This is a genomic window from Nonomuraea sp. N2-4H, from assembly GCF_045291505.1.
Taxonomy (GTDB): Bacteria; Actinomycetota; Actinomycetes; order Streptosporangiales; family Streptosporangiaceae; genus Nonomuraea; species Nonomuraea fastidiosa.
In genome coordinates this window covers 4171528-4189122 of sequence record NZ_CP147987.1, presented here as the reverse complement: position 1 = coordinate 4189122, position 17595 = coordinate 4171528, and the positions used below count along the sequence as shown (strand labels likewise).

The 17595-nt window shown below is 73.5% G+C and carries 9 protein-coding genes; 7 read left to right on the top strand and 2 right to left on the bottom strand.

The window, feature by feature from the left end; all coding sequences use genetic code 11:
• Nucleotides 1-12: 12 nt before the first annotated feature.
• From WBK31_RS19425 to WBK31_RS19410, 4 genes are all read left to right on the top strand, one after another.
• Nucleotides 13-3405, top strand: a complete 3393-nt coding sequence (locus tag WBK31_RS19425; RefSeq protein WP_406675355.1) for a phosphodiester glycosidase family protein — start codon at nucleotides 13-15, stop codon at nucleotides 3403-3405.
• Nucleotides 3406-3655: 250 nt separating this feature from the next.
• Complete coding sequence (locus tag WBK31_RS19420) at nucleotides 3656-4801, top strand: amidohydrolase family protein (protein WP_364053386.1); 1146 nt, start codon at nucleotides 3656-3658, stop codon at nucleotides 4799-4801.
• Between the two features lie 149 nt (nucleotides 4802-4950).
• Nucleotides 4951-6336, top strand: a complete 1386-nt coding sequence (locus tag WBK31_RS19415) for a M20 family metallopeptidase (RefSeq protein ID WP_406675354.1) — start codon at nucleotides 4951-4953, stop codon at nucleotides 6334-6336.
• A gap of 168 nt (nucleotides 6337-6504) precedes the next feature.
• Nucleotides 6505-9393, top strand: coding sequence for a glycoside hydrolase family 2 TIM barrel-domain containing protein (locus WBK31_RS19410; RefSeq protein WP_406675353.1), 2889 nt, complete (start codon nucleotides 6505-6507; stop codon nucleotides 9391-9393).
• A gap of 258 nt (nucleotides 9394-9651) precedes the next feature.
• Here WBK31_RS19410 and tuf read toward each other — a convergent pair whose 3' ends face one another.
• Nucleotides 9652-10821, bottom strand: a complete 1170-nt coding sequence (tuf, locus tag WBK31_RS19405; protein ID WP_364053378.1) for an elongation factor Tu — start codon at nucleotides 10819-10821, stop codon at nucleotides 9652-9654.
• A gap of 270 nt (nucleotides 10822-11091) precedes the next feature.
• The gene (locus WBK31_RS19400) at nucleotides 11092-12387 is read right to left on the bottom strand and encodes a UDP-glucose dehydrogenase family protein (RefSeq protein WP_378788220.1); all 1296 of its coding nucleotides are present in this window, start codon (nucleotides 12385-12387) and stop codon (nucleotides 11092-11094) included.
• A gap of 377 nt (nucleotides 12388-12764) precedes the next feature.
• On the opposite strand from WBK31_RS19400, the gene WBK31_RS19395 reads away from it, so the two are divergent.
• From WBK31_RS19395 to WBK31_RS19385, 3 genes are read left to right on the top strand one after another with little or no spacing between them, the layout of a single operon-like run.
• Nucleotides 12765-14633, top strand: coding sequence for a S9 family peptidase (locus WBK31_RS19395; RefSeq protein WP_406675352.1), 1869 nt, complete (start codon nucleotides 12765-12767; stop codon nucleotides 14631-14633).
• Complete coding sequence (locus WBK31_RS19390) at nucleotides 14594-15922, top strand: serine hydrolase domain-containing protein (RefSeq protein WP_406675351.1); 1329 nt, start codon at nucleotides 14594-14596, stop codon at nucleotides 15920-15922. The genes WBK31_RS19395 and WBK31_RS19390 overlap by 40 nt, the downstream gene beginning before the upstream one ends.
• A 14-nt stretch (nucleotides 15923-15936) precedes the next feature.
• Complete coding sequence (locus WBK31_RS19385) at nucleotides 15937-17571, top strand: PucR family transcriptional regulator (RefSeq protein ID WP_406675350.1); 1635 nt, start codon at nucleotides 15937-15939, stop codon at nucleotides 17569-17571.
• Nucleotides 17572-17595 lie beyond the last annotated feature (24 nt).

The following is a 17595-nucleotide window of genomic DNA, read 5'->3' as shown; positions in this document are numbered from 1 at the left end:
TGCATTCGGGTCGTGCAGACCCTCCGATTGCTGGCCGCCGCCGCGCTCGTGTTAGGCCCCGTGGCCATCGGCACGCCCGCGCAGGCCGATCCCGTCTCTCCCGCAGAGGACGCGCTCCAGGCGTCGTCCTACCCCGCTTCCTCCACACTGCTCGCCAAGGCCACCGGGAACCGGCGGCTGGAGACCGCTAAGACCACCCGGCCGGTCGCGCCCGGCATCTCGCTGACCTCGTTCGACACCTTCGACGAGCTCGGCTGGCTGCGCGCCGACGCCCTCACCGCCGACCTCGGCAGCGCCAAGGCCGACTACGTGTTCTCCGGCGAGGTGTCGAAGACCGAGCCGCTGTCCGGCCCGGCCAAGCGCAGCCGCGCGGTCGCCGCCGTCAACGGCGACTTCTTCGACATCAACAACTCCGGCGCGGCCCAGGGCATCGGCGTGCAGAACGGCACGCTCATCCAGTCGCCGATCGCCGGCCACGAGAAGGCCGTCGCGATCTCGGCCGACGGCGTGGGCCGGGTCATCGAGATGTACTTCGAAGGCACCGCCACCCCATCCGGCGGCGAGCCGATCACGCTGACCCAGTTCAACCAGATCATCCAGAAGGACGGCGTCGGGCTGTTCACCCCGCTGTGGGGCTCGTACACGCGGGCCCGCGCCGTCGAGGGCGCCACCGCCGTCGCCGAGGCCGTGCTGGTGAACGGCGTCGTCTCCGAGGTACGCGACGCCGCCGGCAGCGGCCCCATCCCCGCGGGCAGCACGATCCTGCTGGGCCGCGACAAGGGCGCCGCCGCCGTGGCCGCGCTCAAGCCGGGCGACACGGTGGACGTGACCTACCGGCCCAGGCCCTCCGACGGCGGCCCGGTCAAGGCGGCCGTCGGCGGCAACTGGGTGCTGGTCAAGGACGGCGTCGTGCAGAACTCCAGCGACCCCGCCGCCCACCCGCGCACCGCGGTCGGCTTCTCCGCCGACGGCAGGAAGATGTACCTGCTCACCGTGGACGGCCGCCAGGCCGACAGCCGCGGCGTGACGCTGAACGAGCTGGCCGCCATGATGAAGGAGCTGGGCGCGGCCAACGCGCTCAACCTCGACGGCGGCGGCTCGTCCACGATGCTGGCCCGCGAGCCCGGCTCCGCCGAGGTACAGGTCGAGAACAGCCCGTCCGACGGCGGCGAGCGCCACGTGCCCAACGGGCTCGCGCTCTACGCGCCCGAGGGCAGCGGCAAGCTCAAGGGCTTCTGGGTGGAGACCGCCTCCGACCCGGCCAAGGCGCCCGGCGTCGGACCGGTCGCCGGCGGCCGTCCGGACCGCGTCTTCCCCGGCCTCACCAGGCGGCTGACCGCCGCCGGTTACGACGAGACGTACGGACCCGCCGCCGGCACCCCGTCCTGGCGCGCCAAGCCCGCCGTGCACGGCGTCGTACGCGACGGCAGGTTCCACGCCCTGGTGCCCGGCCAGACCACGGTCACCGCCTCCCGGGGCAAGGCCCAGGGCAGCATCGAGCTGACCGTGCTCCAGCCGCTGGAGCGGCTCGGCGCCACCGCCGACCGCCTCGGCATCGCCGGCCAGGACGGCACCGCCGTGTTCGGCGTCGTCGGCTACGACCGCAACGGCAACTCGGCGCCCATCGAGCCCGCCGACCTCACCCTCAGCTACGACAAGAACCTCTTCGAGGTCACCGCCGCCGAGCACGGCTACTTCACCGTCAAGGCGCGGCAGGCCGGCGGCTCCGGGCTGATCACCGCCAAGGTCGGCAAGCTCACCACCGCCGTGCCGGTGACCGTCGGGATGGAGGACAAGCAGGTCGCCGACTTCGAGGACGCGGCGAGCTGGACGTTCTCCGCCGCCCGCGCCACCGGCTCGCTGTCGGCCGGGCCCGGCCACGACGGCGGCGGGCTGAAGCTGTCGTACGACTTCACCACCTCCACCGCCACCAGGGCCGCCTACGCCAGCCCTCCGGGCGACCTGGTGATCGAGGGGCAGCCGCAGGCGTTCGGGCTGTGGATCAACTCCACCGGCAAGGGCGAGTGGCCCAGCCTGGAGTTCTACGACGCGCTCGGCCAGTCGCAGATCCTGCGCGGGCCGTACATGACGTGGACCGGCTGGCGCTACGTCGAGTTCACCGTGCCGCCCGGCGTCAACTACCCGCTCAAGCTGCGCCGCTTCTACGTGGCCGAGACCAAGGCCGACGCGCAGTACACCAACGAGATCACGATCGACGGCCTGGTGGCCAAGGTGCCGCCCGCGGTGGAGACGCCGCCCGCACCCAAGATCACCGACCCCGTGGTCAAGGCGGACGTGGCGGACATGCCGTGGCGGTTCGCGGTCATGTCGGACGCGCAGTTCGTCGCCAGGGACCCGGACAGCGACCTGGTGAAGAACGCGCGCCGCACGCTCCGCGAGATCAAGGCCGCCAAGCCGGACTTCCTGCTCATCAACGGCGACCTCGTGGACGAGGCGTCGCCTGAGGACTTCGCGCTGGCGAAGAAGATCCTCGACGAGGAGCTGGAAGGGAAGCTGACGTACCACTACATCCCCGGCAACCACGAGGTGATGGGCGGCCAGATCGACAACTTCAAGGCCGTCTTCGGCGACACGTACCGCACCTTCGACCACAAGGGCACCCGCTTCATCACCCTGGACACCTCGCGCCTGACGCTCAGGGGCGGCGGCTTCGACCAGGTGGCGATGCTGCGCGACCAGCTCGACAAGGCCGCCAAGGACCCCTCCATCGGGTCCGTCGCCGTGGTGTTCCACGTGCCGCCCCGCGACCCCACCCCGGGCAAGGGCAGCCAGCTCGGCGACCGCAAGGAGGCCGCGCTCGTCGAGGACTGGCTGGCCGCCTTCCAGCGGGAGACCGGCAAGGGGGCCGCGTTCATCGGCGGGCACGTCGGGACGTTCCACGCCGAGCACGTGGACGCGGTGCCGTACTTCATCAACGGCAACTCCGGCAAGAACCCCGCCACCGCGCCCGGCGACGGCGGCTTCACCGGCTGGTCGCTGTGGGGCGTCGACCCGGTCAGCAAGGCCGAGGCCGAGCAGGTCAAGCGGAACTGGTTCACCGACGCGCCCACCTGGATCGGCACGCAGGTGCGCCCGCACGTGGACGAGCTGACGCTCACCGCCCCGGCGAGCGTCGCGGTCGGCAGGCCGGCCACCGTCAGCGCGTCCGTCGTCCAGGCGGGGCGGACCGTCCCCGCCGCCTACCCGGTCTCGGTCGCCTGGTCGGGCTCGCCCAACCTGCACATCGGCGACCGTACGTCGGCCAAGCCCCGGCACGTCGCCGTCCTCGACCCGGACACCGGAACGCTCACCGCGCTGCGGCCGGGCAAGGTGACGGTCGCCGTCACCGTCAACGGCGTCACCAAGAAGGCCGAGGTGGCGCTGACCGCCAGGGCCGCCGCCTGACCCTTTTCCCGCTCCGCAGGCCCCTGGGAACCCGCTCCCGGGGGCCTGCCCCGCGTCCGGGAGCGGGGTGGCGACGAGTTCTGCACACCGGGCAGGGCCTGCCCGCGTCCGGCGGCGGGGCTGTGCCGGACCTCGGGGTCCGCCCACCCGTCCGTCCCGCGCCCGGCTCGCGGTCGTGCGTGTCCGCGTGTCCGCCTGCGCAGAGCGGGTACGAGATCGTTTTGGCGCCGTCTGATCGAGAGGACCGCCGATGTCGATGGAGCTCGAACTCGTGCCCGCCGGGCTGGCCCATGCCCTTGAGGACCTGCTGCTGGTCGATCACCACGTGCACGGGGCCACCTCGCACGACCTGTCGCGCACCGCGTTCGAGGACCTGCTCGGCGAGTCCGACCGGCCGGTGCCCGACTGGATGACCCGCTTCGACTCCCAGCTCGGGTTCGCCGTGCTGCGTCACTGCGCGCCGGTGCTCGGCCTCGAACCGTTCTGCCCGCCGGAGGAGTACCTCGCCAGGCGGGCCAGGATCGGCGCGAAGGAGGTCAACAGGCTGCTGCTCGGCGCCTGCGGCGTCGGCCACTTCCTGGTGGAGACCGGCTACCGCGCCGAGGAGCTGCTGGGGCCGTCCGGGATGGCGCAGGCGAGCGGGGCGCCCGCCGACGAGATCGTGCGGCTGGAGATGGTGGCCGAGCAGCTCGCCGGGTCGGGGTGCGCGGCGGCCGACTTCGCTGAGCGGTTCGCCGAGGCCCTGTGGGAGCGTACGCGCTCGGCTCGCGGGCTCAAGACCGTCGCCGCCTACCGGTGCGGGCTCGACTTCGACCCGGCGCGGCCGACAGCCACCGAGGTGGCGGAGGCGGCCGGGCGGTGGTTCGAGGAGGGCGGGCGGCTGCGCGACCCCGTGCTCGTCAGGCACCTCATCTGGACCGGGATCGACCGGGGGCTGCCGCTGCAGTTCCACATCGGCTACGGCGACCCCGACGTCGATCTCAGGCGCTCCGACCCGCTGCTGCTGCGCGGCCTCATCGAGCTGGCCGAGCCGACCGGGGTGCCGTTGCTGCTGCTGCACTGCTACCCGTTCCACCGGAACGCGGGGTACCTGGCGCAGGCGTACCCGACCGTCTTCTTCGACGTGGGGCTGGCGGTCAACCACGCAGGGGCGCGCGCCGCGGCGCTGCTGGCCGAGAGCCTGGAGGTGGCGCCGTTCGCCAAGATCCTCTACTCGTCCGACGCGTGGGGACCGGCCGAGCTGCACTACCTCGGCGCGCTGCTGTGGCGGCGGGGGATGGCGCGGGTGCTCGGCGAGTTCGTGGCCGAGGAGGAGTGGTCGGTGCCGCAGGCGGTACGCGTCGCCACCATGATCGGCGCGGAGAACGCGCGCCGCGTCTACGGACTCGGCGGTTGATCGCCGGGATCTCCGCGTGGACGGGTATGGGACGTCCGTAAGGGACGCATGCGGACGTTGCCCCGGGACGGGCCTCCGAGGGAACGCCGCAGGCAAGGGTCGTCAGTGTCGCAGGTGTGTCGCAGGTGAGTCGCAGGTGAGGAGAGACGGTGACGGGGGCAGTACGAGCGGGCGGAGACGGGCATCGAACGGCCGGGATGGAGGCCGCGCTGCGCGCCGCCCTGCGGAAAGAGCTGCCCTCCGCCGTCGTGCTGCGCCGCGAGCTGCACGCGATGCCCCGCGTATCCGGGCATGAGGAGCCGACGCTCAAACGGATGCTCGACGCGCTGCCCGCCGGGCACGTCGAGTACGTGGCCGGCACCGGGGCCGTGCTGCGCGTCGGCGGTCCAGGAGCCGCCATAGGCGTACGGGGTGAGCTGGACGCACTGCCGATCGTCGAGCGCACCGGCGTGCCGTGGGCCGCCACGAACGGCGCCATGCACGCCTGCGGCCACGACGTGCACCTGGCGGCGGTGGTCGCGCTGGCCCGCGCGGTCGCCGCCGTCACCGCCGTCGCCTCGGGCGGCGCGGACGAGACGGCGGGAGAGGTCGTGGCCGAGGCCGCCGCCCAAGGCGCCGCGGCCGCCGCCACTGAAGCCGCCACTGAAGCCGCCGCTGGGGCCGCCGCTGAAGCCGCCGCTGGGGCCGCCGCTGGGGCCGCCGCTGGGACCGTCACTGAGGCGGTGGCGGAGGTGGCGGGCGGGCCGCCATCGCCGGCGCCGCTGCTCGTGGTGCTGCAGCCGCGCGAGGAGACGTTCCCGTCCGGGGCGCAGGACGTCGTACGGTCGGGCGTGCTGACCCGGCACGGCCTGCGGGCGATGGTCGGCGCGCACGTGCAGCCGGTGCTGGCTGAGGGCACGATCGCCTGCACGCCGGGGCCGGTCAACGCGTCCTCCGACGAGTTCCGGGTGGTCGTCACCGGGGCCGAGGGGCACGCGGCGTACCCGCATCTCACCCGCGACCCCGTCCTGGCGATGGCGCAGGTGATCGTGGCGGCGCAGCAGCTCGTCAGCCGCGCCGCAGACCCGATGGTGCCGACCGTGGTCACGTTCGGCACGGTCGCGGCGGGCACCACCCCCAACGCGGTCCCCGGCGAGGCGGTGGCCACCGGCACGCTGCGGACGATGTCGCAGCGCTGGCGCGAGGAGCTGCACGGCCGGTTCAGGCAGGTGGTCAGGGACACCGCCCGCGCGTACGGCTGCACGGCCGACGTCGAGATCCTGCCCGGCGAGCCGATCCTCATCAACGACCACGACCTGGCGCTGCGGGCGGGGGAGCGGCTGCGCGAGCAGGGCTGGACGGTGTCGGACGAGCTGCGCTCCTGCGGGGCCGACGACTTCGCCAGGTACGGCAGCGTGGCGGCGTCGCTGATGATGTTCGTGGGCGTGGACACCGAGGCCGGGCTGCACAGCCCTCGCTTCCTGCCGGACGACGAGGCGGTGGCGGCGGTCGCGGAGGCGCTGCTGGCGGGCTACCTGGCCGCCTCGCACCCCTGAGCGGCCGCGAACGATGCTCTGAAGGGCCGCGCTCCAGGACCGGGAAGCGGCGCTGGACGGCTGGGCGGACGGGTGTCGGTCAGGTCAGGAAGACGGCGCGTCAGCGTACAGTCCGGACAATGGACGCATCGCTGACGAAACAGGCGCGAACCTCTAGGCTCAGCGGCGATGGATCTCGAAACATTCACCCCCGGCTCGGGCAGGCTCGCCCCGCGCGCGGCCCTCCAGTCCGACGCCCCCGCGCTCAGCCTCAACGGCACGTGGCGCTTCCGCCTGTCACCCACCGCCGGTATCCCAGAGGACTTCGCCGACCCCGGCTACGACGACTCCGGCTGGGACGAGCTGCCCGTCCCGTCCCACTGGAACCTGCACGGCCACGGCGCCCCCGCCTACACCAACGTGGCCTTCCCCATCCCAATCGACCCGCCCCACGTGCCGGACGAGAACCCGACCGGCGACTACCGCCGCGTCTTCGACCTGCCCGAGGGCTGGCAGGGCGGGCGGCTGCGGTTCGAGGGCGCCGAGTCGTTCGCCCGCGTCTGGCTCAACGGCCACGAGCTGGGCTTCTCCACCGGCAGCCGGCTGCCGGTCGAGTACGACGCCGCTCCCTACCTGCGGCCGGGACGCAACGTGCTGGCCGTGCGGGTGCACCAGTGGTCGGCCGCCACGTACCTGGAGGACCAGGACATGTGGTGGCTGCCCGGCATCTTCCGCGACGTCACGCTCACCCGATCCACCGCCGACGTGTACGTCCGCGCGGACTACCGGGGCGGCCGCGGCACCCTCGCCTACCTCGAAGGCCCCGGCCCGCTGAGCGTCCCCGAGCTGGGCGTGACCGGCCTGGAGCCGGGCTCCGAGATCACGGCCGAGGTGGAGCCGTGGACGGCCGAGACGCCCCGCCTGTACCAGGCCGTCATAACCGGTGACGGCGAGACCGTGCGGCTGCGGATCGGGTTCAGGACCATCTCCATCGAGGACGGCGTGCTGCTGGCCAACGGCAGGCCGCTGCTGCTCAAGGGCGTCAACAGGCACGAGTTCCACCCGGAGCACGGCCGGGCGGTGCCGTACGAGACCATGCGCGAGGACGTGCTGCTGATGAAGCGGCACAACGTCAACGCGGTCAGGACCAGCCACTATCCGCCGCACCCGCGCTTCCTCGACCTGTGCGACGAACTGGGCCTGTGGGTCATCGACGAGTGCGACCTGGAGACGCACGGCTTCGGCGAGGTCGGCTGGCGCGGCAACCCCACCGACGACCCCCGCTACGCCGACGCGCTGCTCGACCGTATGCGCCGCATGGTCGAACGCGACAAGAACCACCCCAGCGTCATCATGTGGTCGCTCGGCAACGAGGCCGGCGTCGGCCGTAACCTGGCCGTCATGGCCGGCTGGACGCGCGAGCGCGACCCGTCCAGGCCGCTGCACTACGAGGGCGACCGCTCCTGCGCCCACACCGACGTCTACTCGCGCATGTACGCATCACACGCCGAGGTCGAGGCCATCGGCAAGCGCGAGGAGGACCCGCTCGACGACCCCGAGCTGGACGCGCGGCGGCGCGGCATGCCGTTCCTGCAGTGCGAGTACGCCCACGCCATGGGCAACGGGCCCGGCGGGCTGGCCGAGTACCAGGAGCTGTTCGAGCGCTACCCCCGGCTGGCCGGCGGGTTCGTCTGGGAGTGGATCGACCACGGCATCGCCCACCCGGAGTTCGAGTACGCCTACGGCGGCGACTTCGGCGAGCCCGTGCACGACTCGAACTTCGTCATCGACGGGCTGGTCTTCCCCGACAGGACGCCGTCGCCCGGCCTGATCGACCTGAAGAAGGTGTTCGAGCCGGTCCGCTTCGACTTCGACGGCGGCTCCGTCCGGATCGTGAACGGTTACGGCTTCCGCGACCTGTCCCACCTGCGGTTCGTGGCGACCGTGCAGGTGGCGGGCGAGACGGTGACCGAGCACGTCCTCGACGTGCCGCCGGGCGGCGGCGAGGTCGCGCTGCCCGTCACGGACGGTGGGCCCGAGGGCGAGCGGTGGCTCACCGTACGGGCCGAGCTGGCCGAGGACCAGCCGTGGGCTCCGGCCGGGCACGAGGTCGCCTGGGGCCAGACGCAACTCGCCCCCGCCCCTGGGACCGCTGTCCCTCAGGATCCGGCGACCGCCGCAACGACCGCTGTCGCTCAGGGCCTCGCGACCGCCGCAACGACCGCTGCCCCGCAGGACCCAGCGCCCGGCGTCGCGGGCGGACCGCAGGCGTTCACCCGCGGCGAGGACGGGCTGATCATCGCCGGCGAGTGCGCGTTCGACGCCTCCGGGCGGCTGGTGCGGCTGTTCGGGCTGGAGGTGGAGGGGCCCAGGCTCGACCTGTGGCGGGCGCCCACCGACAACGACCGGTACGGCGGGCTCGAAGGCCGCTGGCGCGCGCTCGGCCTGTACCGGCTCACCCACCGGGTGGACGAGGTCAGCGTGGGTGACGAGCTGGTCGTGCGGACCCGGGTCGCGCCGGCCGCGACCGACCTCGGGATGCGGGCGACGTACCGGTGGACGTACGACGGCGGGCTGCGCCTGGAGCTGGACATCGAACCGGAGGGCGAGTGGCCCGACCCCATCCCGAGGCTCGGGGTGGACATGACGCTGCCTGGAGAAGCCGTGGACCGGGTGACCTGGTTCGGCCCGGGCCCGGGGGAGTCGTACCCGGATACCGGGATGGCCGCCCGCATCGGCCGCTGGTCGGCCACGGTGGAGGAGCTTCAGACGCCGTACGTCTACCCGCAGGAGAACGGCCACCGCGCGAACGTCCGATGGGCCACGCTCACCGGCGCGCGGGGCGGGATCAGAGTGTCGGGCGAGCCGGCGTTCGGGCTGACCGCCCGTCGCTGGAGCACCGCCGAGCTGACCGCCGCCAGGCACCGCCCCGACCTGGTGCCGGGCGACCGGCTCCACCTCCACCTCGACCTCGCACACCAGGGCATCGGCACCGCCACCTGCGGCCCAGGCCCGCTGCCCGCCTACCACCTCCTCGCCCGCCCGGCCACCCTCCGCCTCCGCTTCACTCCGGCGTGAGGAGCCCGGCCTCGCGCGCCGGGTGAGCGCCGCCGGGTGAGCCCCGGTCGCGGGCGTCGTGACGGGCACGGTCCCTACACCTCTCAGGTGGGGGACCGCCCCGCAGCGGACACCTCGACGGCCGCCCCGGCCGGACCGGGACGGCCGTCGATCGAGGCGGGCCGCTGCGCGAGGCCGCCCCGACGGATCGGGACGGCCGGAGGGCGAGTGCGGCGCCGGTGCCGATCCGTGGGGGAGGCCCCCACGGATCGGCGGTGGTCAGGCCGCGAGTACGGTGCCGGCGCCGACCGTGAGGCCGCCCTCGCGGATGGCGAAGCCGAGCCCCTCCTCCAGCGCGACCGCCTTGCCCAGCCTCACCGACACCTCCACCGTCTCGCCGGGCGCGGCGCTCTCGACGCCGTCCGGCAGGACCAGCTCGCCCGGCACGTCCGTCGTGCGCAGGTAGAACTGCGGCCGGTAGCCGGAGGAGATCGGCTTGCGCCGGCCGCCCTCCTCCGGGGTCAGCAGGTAGACCCGGGCGGTGAACGCACCGAGCGCCCGCTGGCTGCCCGGCGCGGCCAGCACCATCCCGCGCCGCACCTGCTCGCGGCGGACCCCGCGCAGCAGCACGGCGGCGTTGTCGCCGGCCTCGCCCCGCTCCATCGTCTTGCCGAACGTCTCGACGCCGGTGACGACGGTGGTGAACCCGTCGCCGAACCCGACCACCTCGACGGTGTCGCCGACCCGGACGGTGCCGCGCTCGATGGCGCCGGTGACGACCGTGCCCCGGCCGGTGACCGTGAGCACGTTCTCGACCGGCATGAGGAACGGCGCGTCCACGTACCTGATGGGCACGGGGATGTGCTCGTCCACCGCCCGCAGCAGCTCGTCGATGGAGGCCGTCCAGGCCGGGTCGCCCTCCAGGGCGCGCAGCCCGGACACCCGCACCATCGGCACGTCGCGGTAGCCGTGCTCGGCGAGCAGCTCCTGCAGCTCCAGCTCGACCAGGTCGATCAGCTCCGGGTCGGCGCCGTCGGCCTTGTTGACCGCGACGACCAGGTGCTCGACGCCGACCCGCTTGGCCAGCAGCACGTGCTCCCTGGTCTGCGGCATGATGCCGTCGTGCGCGGACACGACCAGGATCGCGCCGTCGAGCTGCGCCGCCCCCGTGATCATGTTCTTCACGTAGTCGGCGTGGCCCGGCATGTCGACGTGGGCGTAGTGCCGGGTGCCGGTCTCGTACTCGACGTGCGAAATGTTGATCGTGATGCCCCTGGCGGCCTCCTCCGGGGTGCGGTCGATCCGCTCGAACGGCGTGTACGTCGCCTGCCCGCGCTGCGCCAGCACCTTCGTGATCGCGGCGGTCAGCGTCGTCTTGCCGTGGTCGACGTGGCCCATCGTGCCGATGTTGAGATGCGGCTTGTTGCGTACGTAGGCCTGCTTGGCCATGGTTCCCTTCCCTAGAACCTGGAGACTCAGTGACCCGTCAGGGCCGGTTCGACCTCCCCCCGCCGGGTCACTTCAGGAACTAACGGGAAGAGGTCAGCGCTCCAGGCCGTCGCAGGCACGCCCGAACGCGCCCGGCAGTGCGGGCGTCGCGAGGTGGGCGAGCGGGAACATGACGACCATAGTGCGGTGATCAGCACCGCGCCGCAACGGATTATTCCCCAGGGGCCAGGGCAGAGGCCGCCCCTGACATGGGGGCGGCCGGCCCTCAGGTCAGGGGCGCCCGACCCCCATGTACGTGTAGCCGAGCCGGCGCATCTCCTTCGGGTCGAGCAGGTTGCGCCCGTCGAACAGCACCGGCCGCCGCATGGAGGCGGCCATGCCCGCCCAGTCGGCCTCCTTGAGCTGCGGCCACTCGGTGACCACGATGGCCGCGTCGGCGCCCTCGACGGCCTCCTCGGGAGTGGCGTGGCGGGTGGTGGAGATCCACGGCTCGGCCTCGGCGGGCCTGGCCATCGGGTCCCAGCAGCGCACCTCGGCGCCCTCGGCGAGCAGCCGCCCGGCCAGCACGGTGCTGGTGGCCTCGCGCATGTCGTCGGTGCCGGGCTTGAACGTCAGCCCGAGCAGCGCCACCCGCATGCCGGTGAGCGTGCCCAGCTCGTCCTTCAGCTTCTGGATCGCGCGGCGCTTCTGCAGGTTGTTGACCTCGATGACGGCCGACAGCAGCTGCAGGTGGTAGCCGGTGTTGCTGGCGAGCTGGCGCAGTGCCTCGGAGTCCTTCGGGAAGCAGGAGCCGCCCCAGCCGATGCCGGGCCGCAGGAAGTGGGGGCCGAGCCGGTGGTCGAGGCCGACGGCGCGGGCGACCTCCTCGACGTCGGCGCCGGTCTTCTCGCACAGCGTGGCGATCTCGTTGATGAAGCTGATCTTCGTGGCGAGCAGCGCGTTGGACGCCAGCTTGACCATCTCGGCCGAGCGTACGTCCATGACGACGACCGGGCCCTCGATGCCGTGGTGCAGCTCGGCGACCAGGTTGGCGGTGGCGTCGTCCTCGGCGCCGATGACGATGCGGTCGGGGTGCATGAAGTCGCGCACCGCGGTGCCCTCGGCGGTGAACTCGGGGTTGGCGGCGTACCCGACATGGGACAGGCCCGCCTCGTCGAGCGCGGCGCGCACGCGGCTGCCGGTGCCGACGGGCACGGTGGACTTCATGACGACCGCCCGCAGGTGGGTGGCGCCCTCAAGGGAGCGCACGACCGACCACACGCGCGACAGGTCGGCGTCGCCGGAGGCGGACGGCGGGGTGTCGACGCACACGTACACGATCTCGGCGCCGTCGAGCGTCTCGGCGAGGTCGGTGGTGAAGGAGAGGCGCTCCTTGTTCCTGGCGATCATGTCGCCCAGGTCGGGCTCGTAGATCGGCACGTCTCCGGAGCGCAGCAGGGCGACCTTGTCGGGGTCGATGTCGCGGACCACGACCCGATGACCGAGCTCCGCGAGACAGGCACCGGTCACCAGACCGATGTATCCGGCACCGAACACGGCCACCTGCCGTTCCGGCGTGCGTACCATGCTTGACCATCCATTTCTCGGGGGAGATGACATGCCGGGGACCGGCGGGGGGACCTTCACCTTAACGTCCGCGGGTCATTCTCCCGGACGGGCGAGGCGGCCTGGAGCCCGGCCCGGTCGTGTCAGGCCCACTATTGCCGGGCGCAGTCGTGCCGGGCCGGTCAAGTCAGGCGCGGTCATGTCGGGCCCGGTCATGTCGGGCCCGGTCAAGTCAGGCGCGGTCATGTCGGGCCCGGTCATGTCGGGCCCGGTCATGTCGGGCCCAGTCATGTCAGGCGCAGCTATGTCAGGCGCAGTTGTGTCGGGGCACAACGGCGGGCCCGGCGTTCGTCCAGGCGGCCGAAGCAGGGCCGATGCCGGTGCCCTACGGTTCGCATATGCGACGTCTCACCCTGGACGATCTGTACGGCTTCGCCGTCCCCTCCGGCCCGGCCCTGCGCCCCGACGGCGGCGCGGTGGCGTACACGCTGACCACCGCCGACCGCGAGTCCGACGCGAACCGCTCCGAGGTGTGGCTGGCCGCGCCGGGGGCGGAGCCGCGCCGCCTGGCCGAGGGGAGCGCGCCGCGCTGGTCGCCCGACGGGCGCACGCTGGCGTTCCTGCGCCCGGTGGACGGTGTGCCGCAGCTCCACCTGCTGCCCATGGACGGCGGCGAGCCGGTGAAGCTCACCTCCGCGCCGCTCGGTGCGGGCCCGGCCGTCTGGTCTCCCGACGGCACCACGATCGCGTACGCGGGGCCGGTCGGGCCCGGCGACGGCGGGCCGCCCGACCCGCACGCGCCCGTGGTGGCCGAGCGGCTCGACTACAAGGCAGACGGCGCGGGGCTGCTGCGCGGGGTCACCGCGCACGTGTTCGTCGTGGACGTCGCATCGGGGGAGGCGACGCGGCTCACCGAAGGCGACTTCCACGCGGGCGAGCCGTCATGGCGGCCCGACGGCACCCGCCTGGCGTTCGTCGCGTCCACGGCCCCCGAGCGCGACCTGCGGCCGGACGCCGGAGTGTACGAGGTGCCCGCCGCCGGCGGCACCCCGGAGCGGCTGACCGACCCCGAGCTGCTCTGCGCCGGAGCCTGGTGGCTCGGCGACCGGCTGGTGGTGGCCGCGCAGAAGGGCGAGCCGGTCGGGCACGTCCGGCTGTTCACGCTCGGCTCCGGCGGCGCCGCCGAGGTGGAGACCGGGCTCGACCGCAACGTCATGCTCGGCCACCCCGGCTACCCCGGGGCGAACCCCGCCGTGCACGGCGGCGACCTGCTGTTCTGCGCCCGCGACCGCGGCCTGACCCGCCTCTACCGCGCCCCCGCGCACAAGCTCGTGCCGGACGACGTCAGCGTGGCGGGCGCGAGCGTCGCGGCGGGCAAGGTGGCGTACGTCGCCGCCACGCCCCGCAGCCCCGGCGAGGTCTTCCTCCTGGACCTCGCCGGATCCGCCCCCGAGCGGCTGACCCGGCACACGCCGGCGGACATCGACCCGTACGTGCCGGTCAGCCGCACCTTCACCGCCCCCGACGGCACCGAGGTCGAGGGCTTCGTGCTGCGCGACGAGAGCGTCACGGAGCCGGGCCCGCTGCTGCTCGACGTGCACGGCGGCCCGCACAACGCCTGGGCGCCCGTGCTCGACGGCTTCCACCTCTACCACCAGGTGCTGGCCGCGCGCGGCTGGACGGTACTCACGCTCAACCCGCGCGCCAGCGACGGCTACGGGGAGGCGTTCTACACGGCGACGGCCGGCGCGTGGGGCCTGTCCGACGCCCAGGACTTCCTGGCCGCCGTGGACGACCTGGTCGCGGCGGGCCTCGCCGACCGCGAACGGCTCGCCGTCACCGGCTACAGCTACGGCGGCTACATGACGTGCTGGCTGACCGGGGCGACAGGAAGGTTCAAGGCGGCGATCGCCGGGGGCGCGGTCACCGACCTGACCAGCCTGTCGGGCACCTCCGACCTGGGGATGCTGATCAAGACGTACGAGTGCGCGGGCGACCTCGCCGCCCAGTCGCCGATCACCCGCGCCGGCGAGGTCACCGCCCCCACACTCCTGCTGCACGGCGAGGACGACGACCGCTGCCCCGTCGGGCAGGCCGAGCAGTGGTTCGCCGCGCTGCGCGAGCGCCGCGTGCCGGTCCGGCTCGTGCGCTACCCGGGGGCCTCCCACCTGTTCATCCTGAACGGCCGGCCCTCACACCGGTACGACTACAACGAAAGGATCATCGCGTGGCTGGAGCAATGGATCAGCGGCGGCTCGCCGAGCTGATCGCCCGGTACGAGGTGCCCGGCGCGGCGCTGGCGTACCTGCACGACGGAGAGCTGCACGAGGCCGCCGCGGGCACGCTCAACACCGCCACCGGCGTCGAGGCCACCCCCGACTCGCTCTTCCAGATCGGCTCGGTCACCAAGGTCTGGACGGCCACCCTGCTCATGCTGCAGGTCGAGCGGGGCAGGCTGACGCTGGACACCCCGGTGTCCGAGGTGCTGCCGGAGTTCAAGGTGGCCGACCCCGAGGTCACCAAGGCCGTCACGATCCGCCACCTGCTCTCCCACACCAGCGGCATCGACGGCGACCTGTTCCTCGACACCGGCCGTGGCGACGACTGCGTGGCCAAGTACGTCGAGGCCTGCGCCGACCTGGCGCAGAACCACCCCATCGGCGTCACCCAGTCCTACTGCAACTCCGGCTTCGTCATCGCCGGCCGCGTCGCCGAACGGCTGGGCGGCAAGCGCTGGGACGACCTGCTGCGCGAGGAGATCGCCGAACCGCTCGGCCTCACCCACACCTGGACGCTGCCCGAGGACGTGTTGCGCTTCCGCGCCGCGATGGGCCACGTGGAGGGCGGCGCGCCGGCCCCGGTGTGGGGGCTGATGCGCGGCATGGGCCCCGCCGGGCTCATCTGCGCCCGCCCCGCCGACGTGGTCGCGTTCGCGCGGGCCCACCTGGAGGGCGGCCTGCTCGACGACCCGCAGGCCATGTGGGAGCCGCAGGTGGACGTGCCCAACCCGCACGGACTCGGCCGCCAGTGGGGAATCGGCTGGATCCTCGACGAGTGGAGCGGGCAACGCGTGCTCTCGCACGGCGGCAATACCATCGGCCAGCACGCCATGCTCTGGGCCGTGCCCGGAACCGGCACCGTCGTCTGCGTCGCCGCCAACGGCGGCCACTCCGGCGCCTTCACCCGCGCCGTGGCCACCGAGCTGTTCGCCGAGCTCGACGGCCTGGCCGTGCCGCAGATGCCCACGCCGCCGGAGACCCCGGTCGAGGTGGACGCCACCCCGTACGCCGGCGTCTACGAGCGGGCCGGCGCCCGCATCACGGTCACGGCCAAGGACGACGGGCCGTGGATCAGGATGGAGGCCACCGGCGCGCTCGCCGCCCTCCAGCCGGAGGCGGAGGAGCACCGCCTCATCGCCGTGCACGGCGGCGACCGGCCGTTGTTCGTCTGCAAGGCGCCCGACGCCCCCGACTGGGTCACGGTCGTCTTCTACACGCTGGCCGACGGCTCCCCGTACGTCCACGTGGGCGCCCGCGCCACCCCCAAGACGGAGTGAACTATCGTGACCCCATGAGAATCCGCCCGCGCGCCAGCCTCGGGCGGATCCTCGACGACCTCGGCACCACCGTGCTCGACGTCGCCGCCTCGCCAGGGCATCTCGACGCCGAGGTCACGGGCGTGCACATCTACGACCCCCTCGACGAGCTGATCGTGGCCGAGGGCGCGATGGTGCTCGCGGTCGGGGTGCAGGGCGCGGCCGAGATCCGCGCGCTGCTCGCCCGCGTCCCCCACGCGGCGGGCGTCGTGGTCAAGCTGCCCGTCGACGTGGACGAGCGGGTACGCGCCGCCGTGCTGGAGACCGGCGTGGCCGTGCTCGGCCTGACCAGGGCCGCCTCCTGGGCGCAGGTGGCGGCGCTGCTGCGCTCGCTGCTGGCGGAAGGCGACCTGGCCGAACCCGGGGAAGGGGTGCACGGCGACCTGTTCGCCCTGGCCAACGCCGTGTGCGCGCTGCTCGACGCGCCCGTCACCATCGAGGACAGGTCCTCGCGGGTGCTCGCGTTCTCCGGCCGGCAGGAGGAGGCCGACCAGGGCCGCGTCGAGACCGTGCTCGGCCGCCAGGTGCCCGAGCGCTACCTGCGCCTGCTCGACGAGCAGGGCGCGTTCAAACGGCTCTACCAGAGCCGCGAGCCCGTCTACATCGAGCTCCCCGACGACAGCGTGATCAACAGGGTCGCCGTGGCGGTCCGCGCGGGCGACGATATCCTCGGCTCCATCTGGGTCGCCGTGCGCGAGCCGCTCACCCCGCAGCGGCAGCGCGCGCTCGCCGACGCCGCCAAGGTCGTCGCGCTGCGGCTGCTGCACGAGCGGGCCGGCGCCGACACCCAGCGGCGGCTGCGCGCCGACCTGCTGTCCACCGTCCTCGCCGGCGGCGCCGACGCCGCCGAGGCCGCGGGCCGGCTGGGCATCGCGACCGGCAGGCTGTGCGTGCTCGCCGCCGAGCTGACCGGCCCGGCAGCCGATCCCGGCGGCCGCGCAGCAAACGCCGCCACGGATCACGCGGCCGACCACGTGCGCAGCGAGAGCGAGCGGCAGCGCTTCTGCGACGCGCTCGCCCTGCACGTCGCCGCCATCCACCCCAAGGCCGCCGCCGCGCTCGCCGGCTCCGTCGCCTACGCCGTGCTGCCCCTCACCCCCGGAGGCGGTGAGGAGGAGCGCGCCGTCCGCGTCGCCGAGAGCTTCCTCGCCAGGGTCGGGCCCCGCCACGCCGCCAACGTCGGCGTCGGCCGCCTCGCGCACAACCTCGCCCAGGTCGCCCGCTCCCGCGCCGACGCCGACCGCGCCCTGCGCGTGCTGCGCCACCGGGGCGTCACCGGGCAGGCCGCCGGCTACACCGCCGTGCACTTCGAGTCGCTGCTGCTCCAGGTCGCCGACGTGGCCGCCGCCGAGGAGCAGGCGCCCACCGGCCCCTACCAGCGGCTGCTCGAGCACGACGCCGAACACGGCACCGAGCTGGCCGCCACGCTGGGCGCGTACCTCGACGCGTTCGGCGACGTCAACCTGGCCGCCGCCCGCGTCCACGTGCACCCCAACACCTTCCGCTACCGGCTCAAGCGGCTGACCGAGATCGGCGGCCTCGACCTGAGCGACCCCGACGCCCGGCTCACCGTCCAACTCCAGATGCGCATCTTCGGACGACGGCACTAGACGGCCGCGCTTTTTCGTGCCCGG

Bases quoted from the DNA above. Each gene is read 5' to 3' on its own strand.
- WBK31_RS19420 (WP_364053386.1), top strand. From the start codon at position 3,656: ATGTCGATGGAGCTCGAACTCGTGCCCGCCGGGCTGGCCCATGCCCTT.
- WBK31_RS19410 (WP_406675353.1), top strand. From the start codon at position 6,505: ATGGATCTCGAAACATTCACCCCCGGCTCGGGCAGGCTCGCCCCGCGC.
- tuf (WP_364053378.1), bottom strand. From the start codon at position 10,821: ATGGCCAAGCAGGCCTACGTACGCAACAAGCCGCATCTCAACATCGGC.
- WBK31_RS19400 (WP_378788220.1), bottom strand. From the start codon at position 12,387: ATGGTACGCACGCCGGAACGGCAGGTGGCCGTGTTCGGTGCCGGATAC.
- WBK31_RS19395 (WP_406675352.1), top strand. From the start codon at position 12,765: ATGCGACGTCTCACCCTGGACGATCTGTACGGCTTCGCCGTCCCCTCC.
- WBK31_RS19385 (WP_406675350.1), top strand. From the start codon at position 15,937: ATGAGAATCCGCCCGCGCGCCAGCCTCGGGCGGATCCTCGACGACCTC.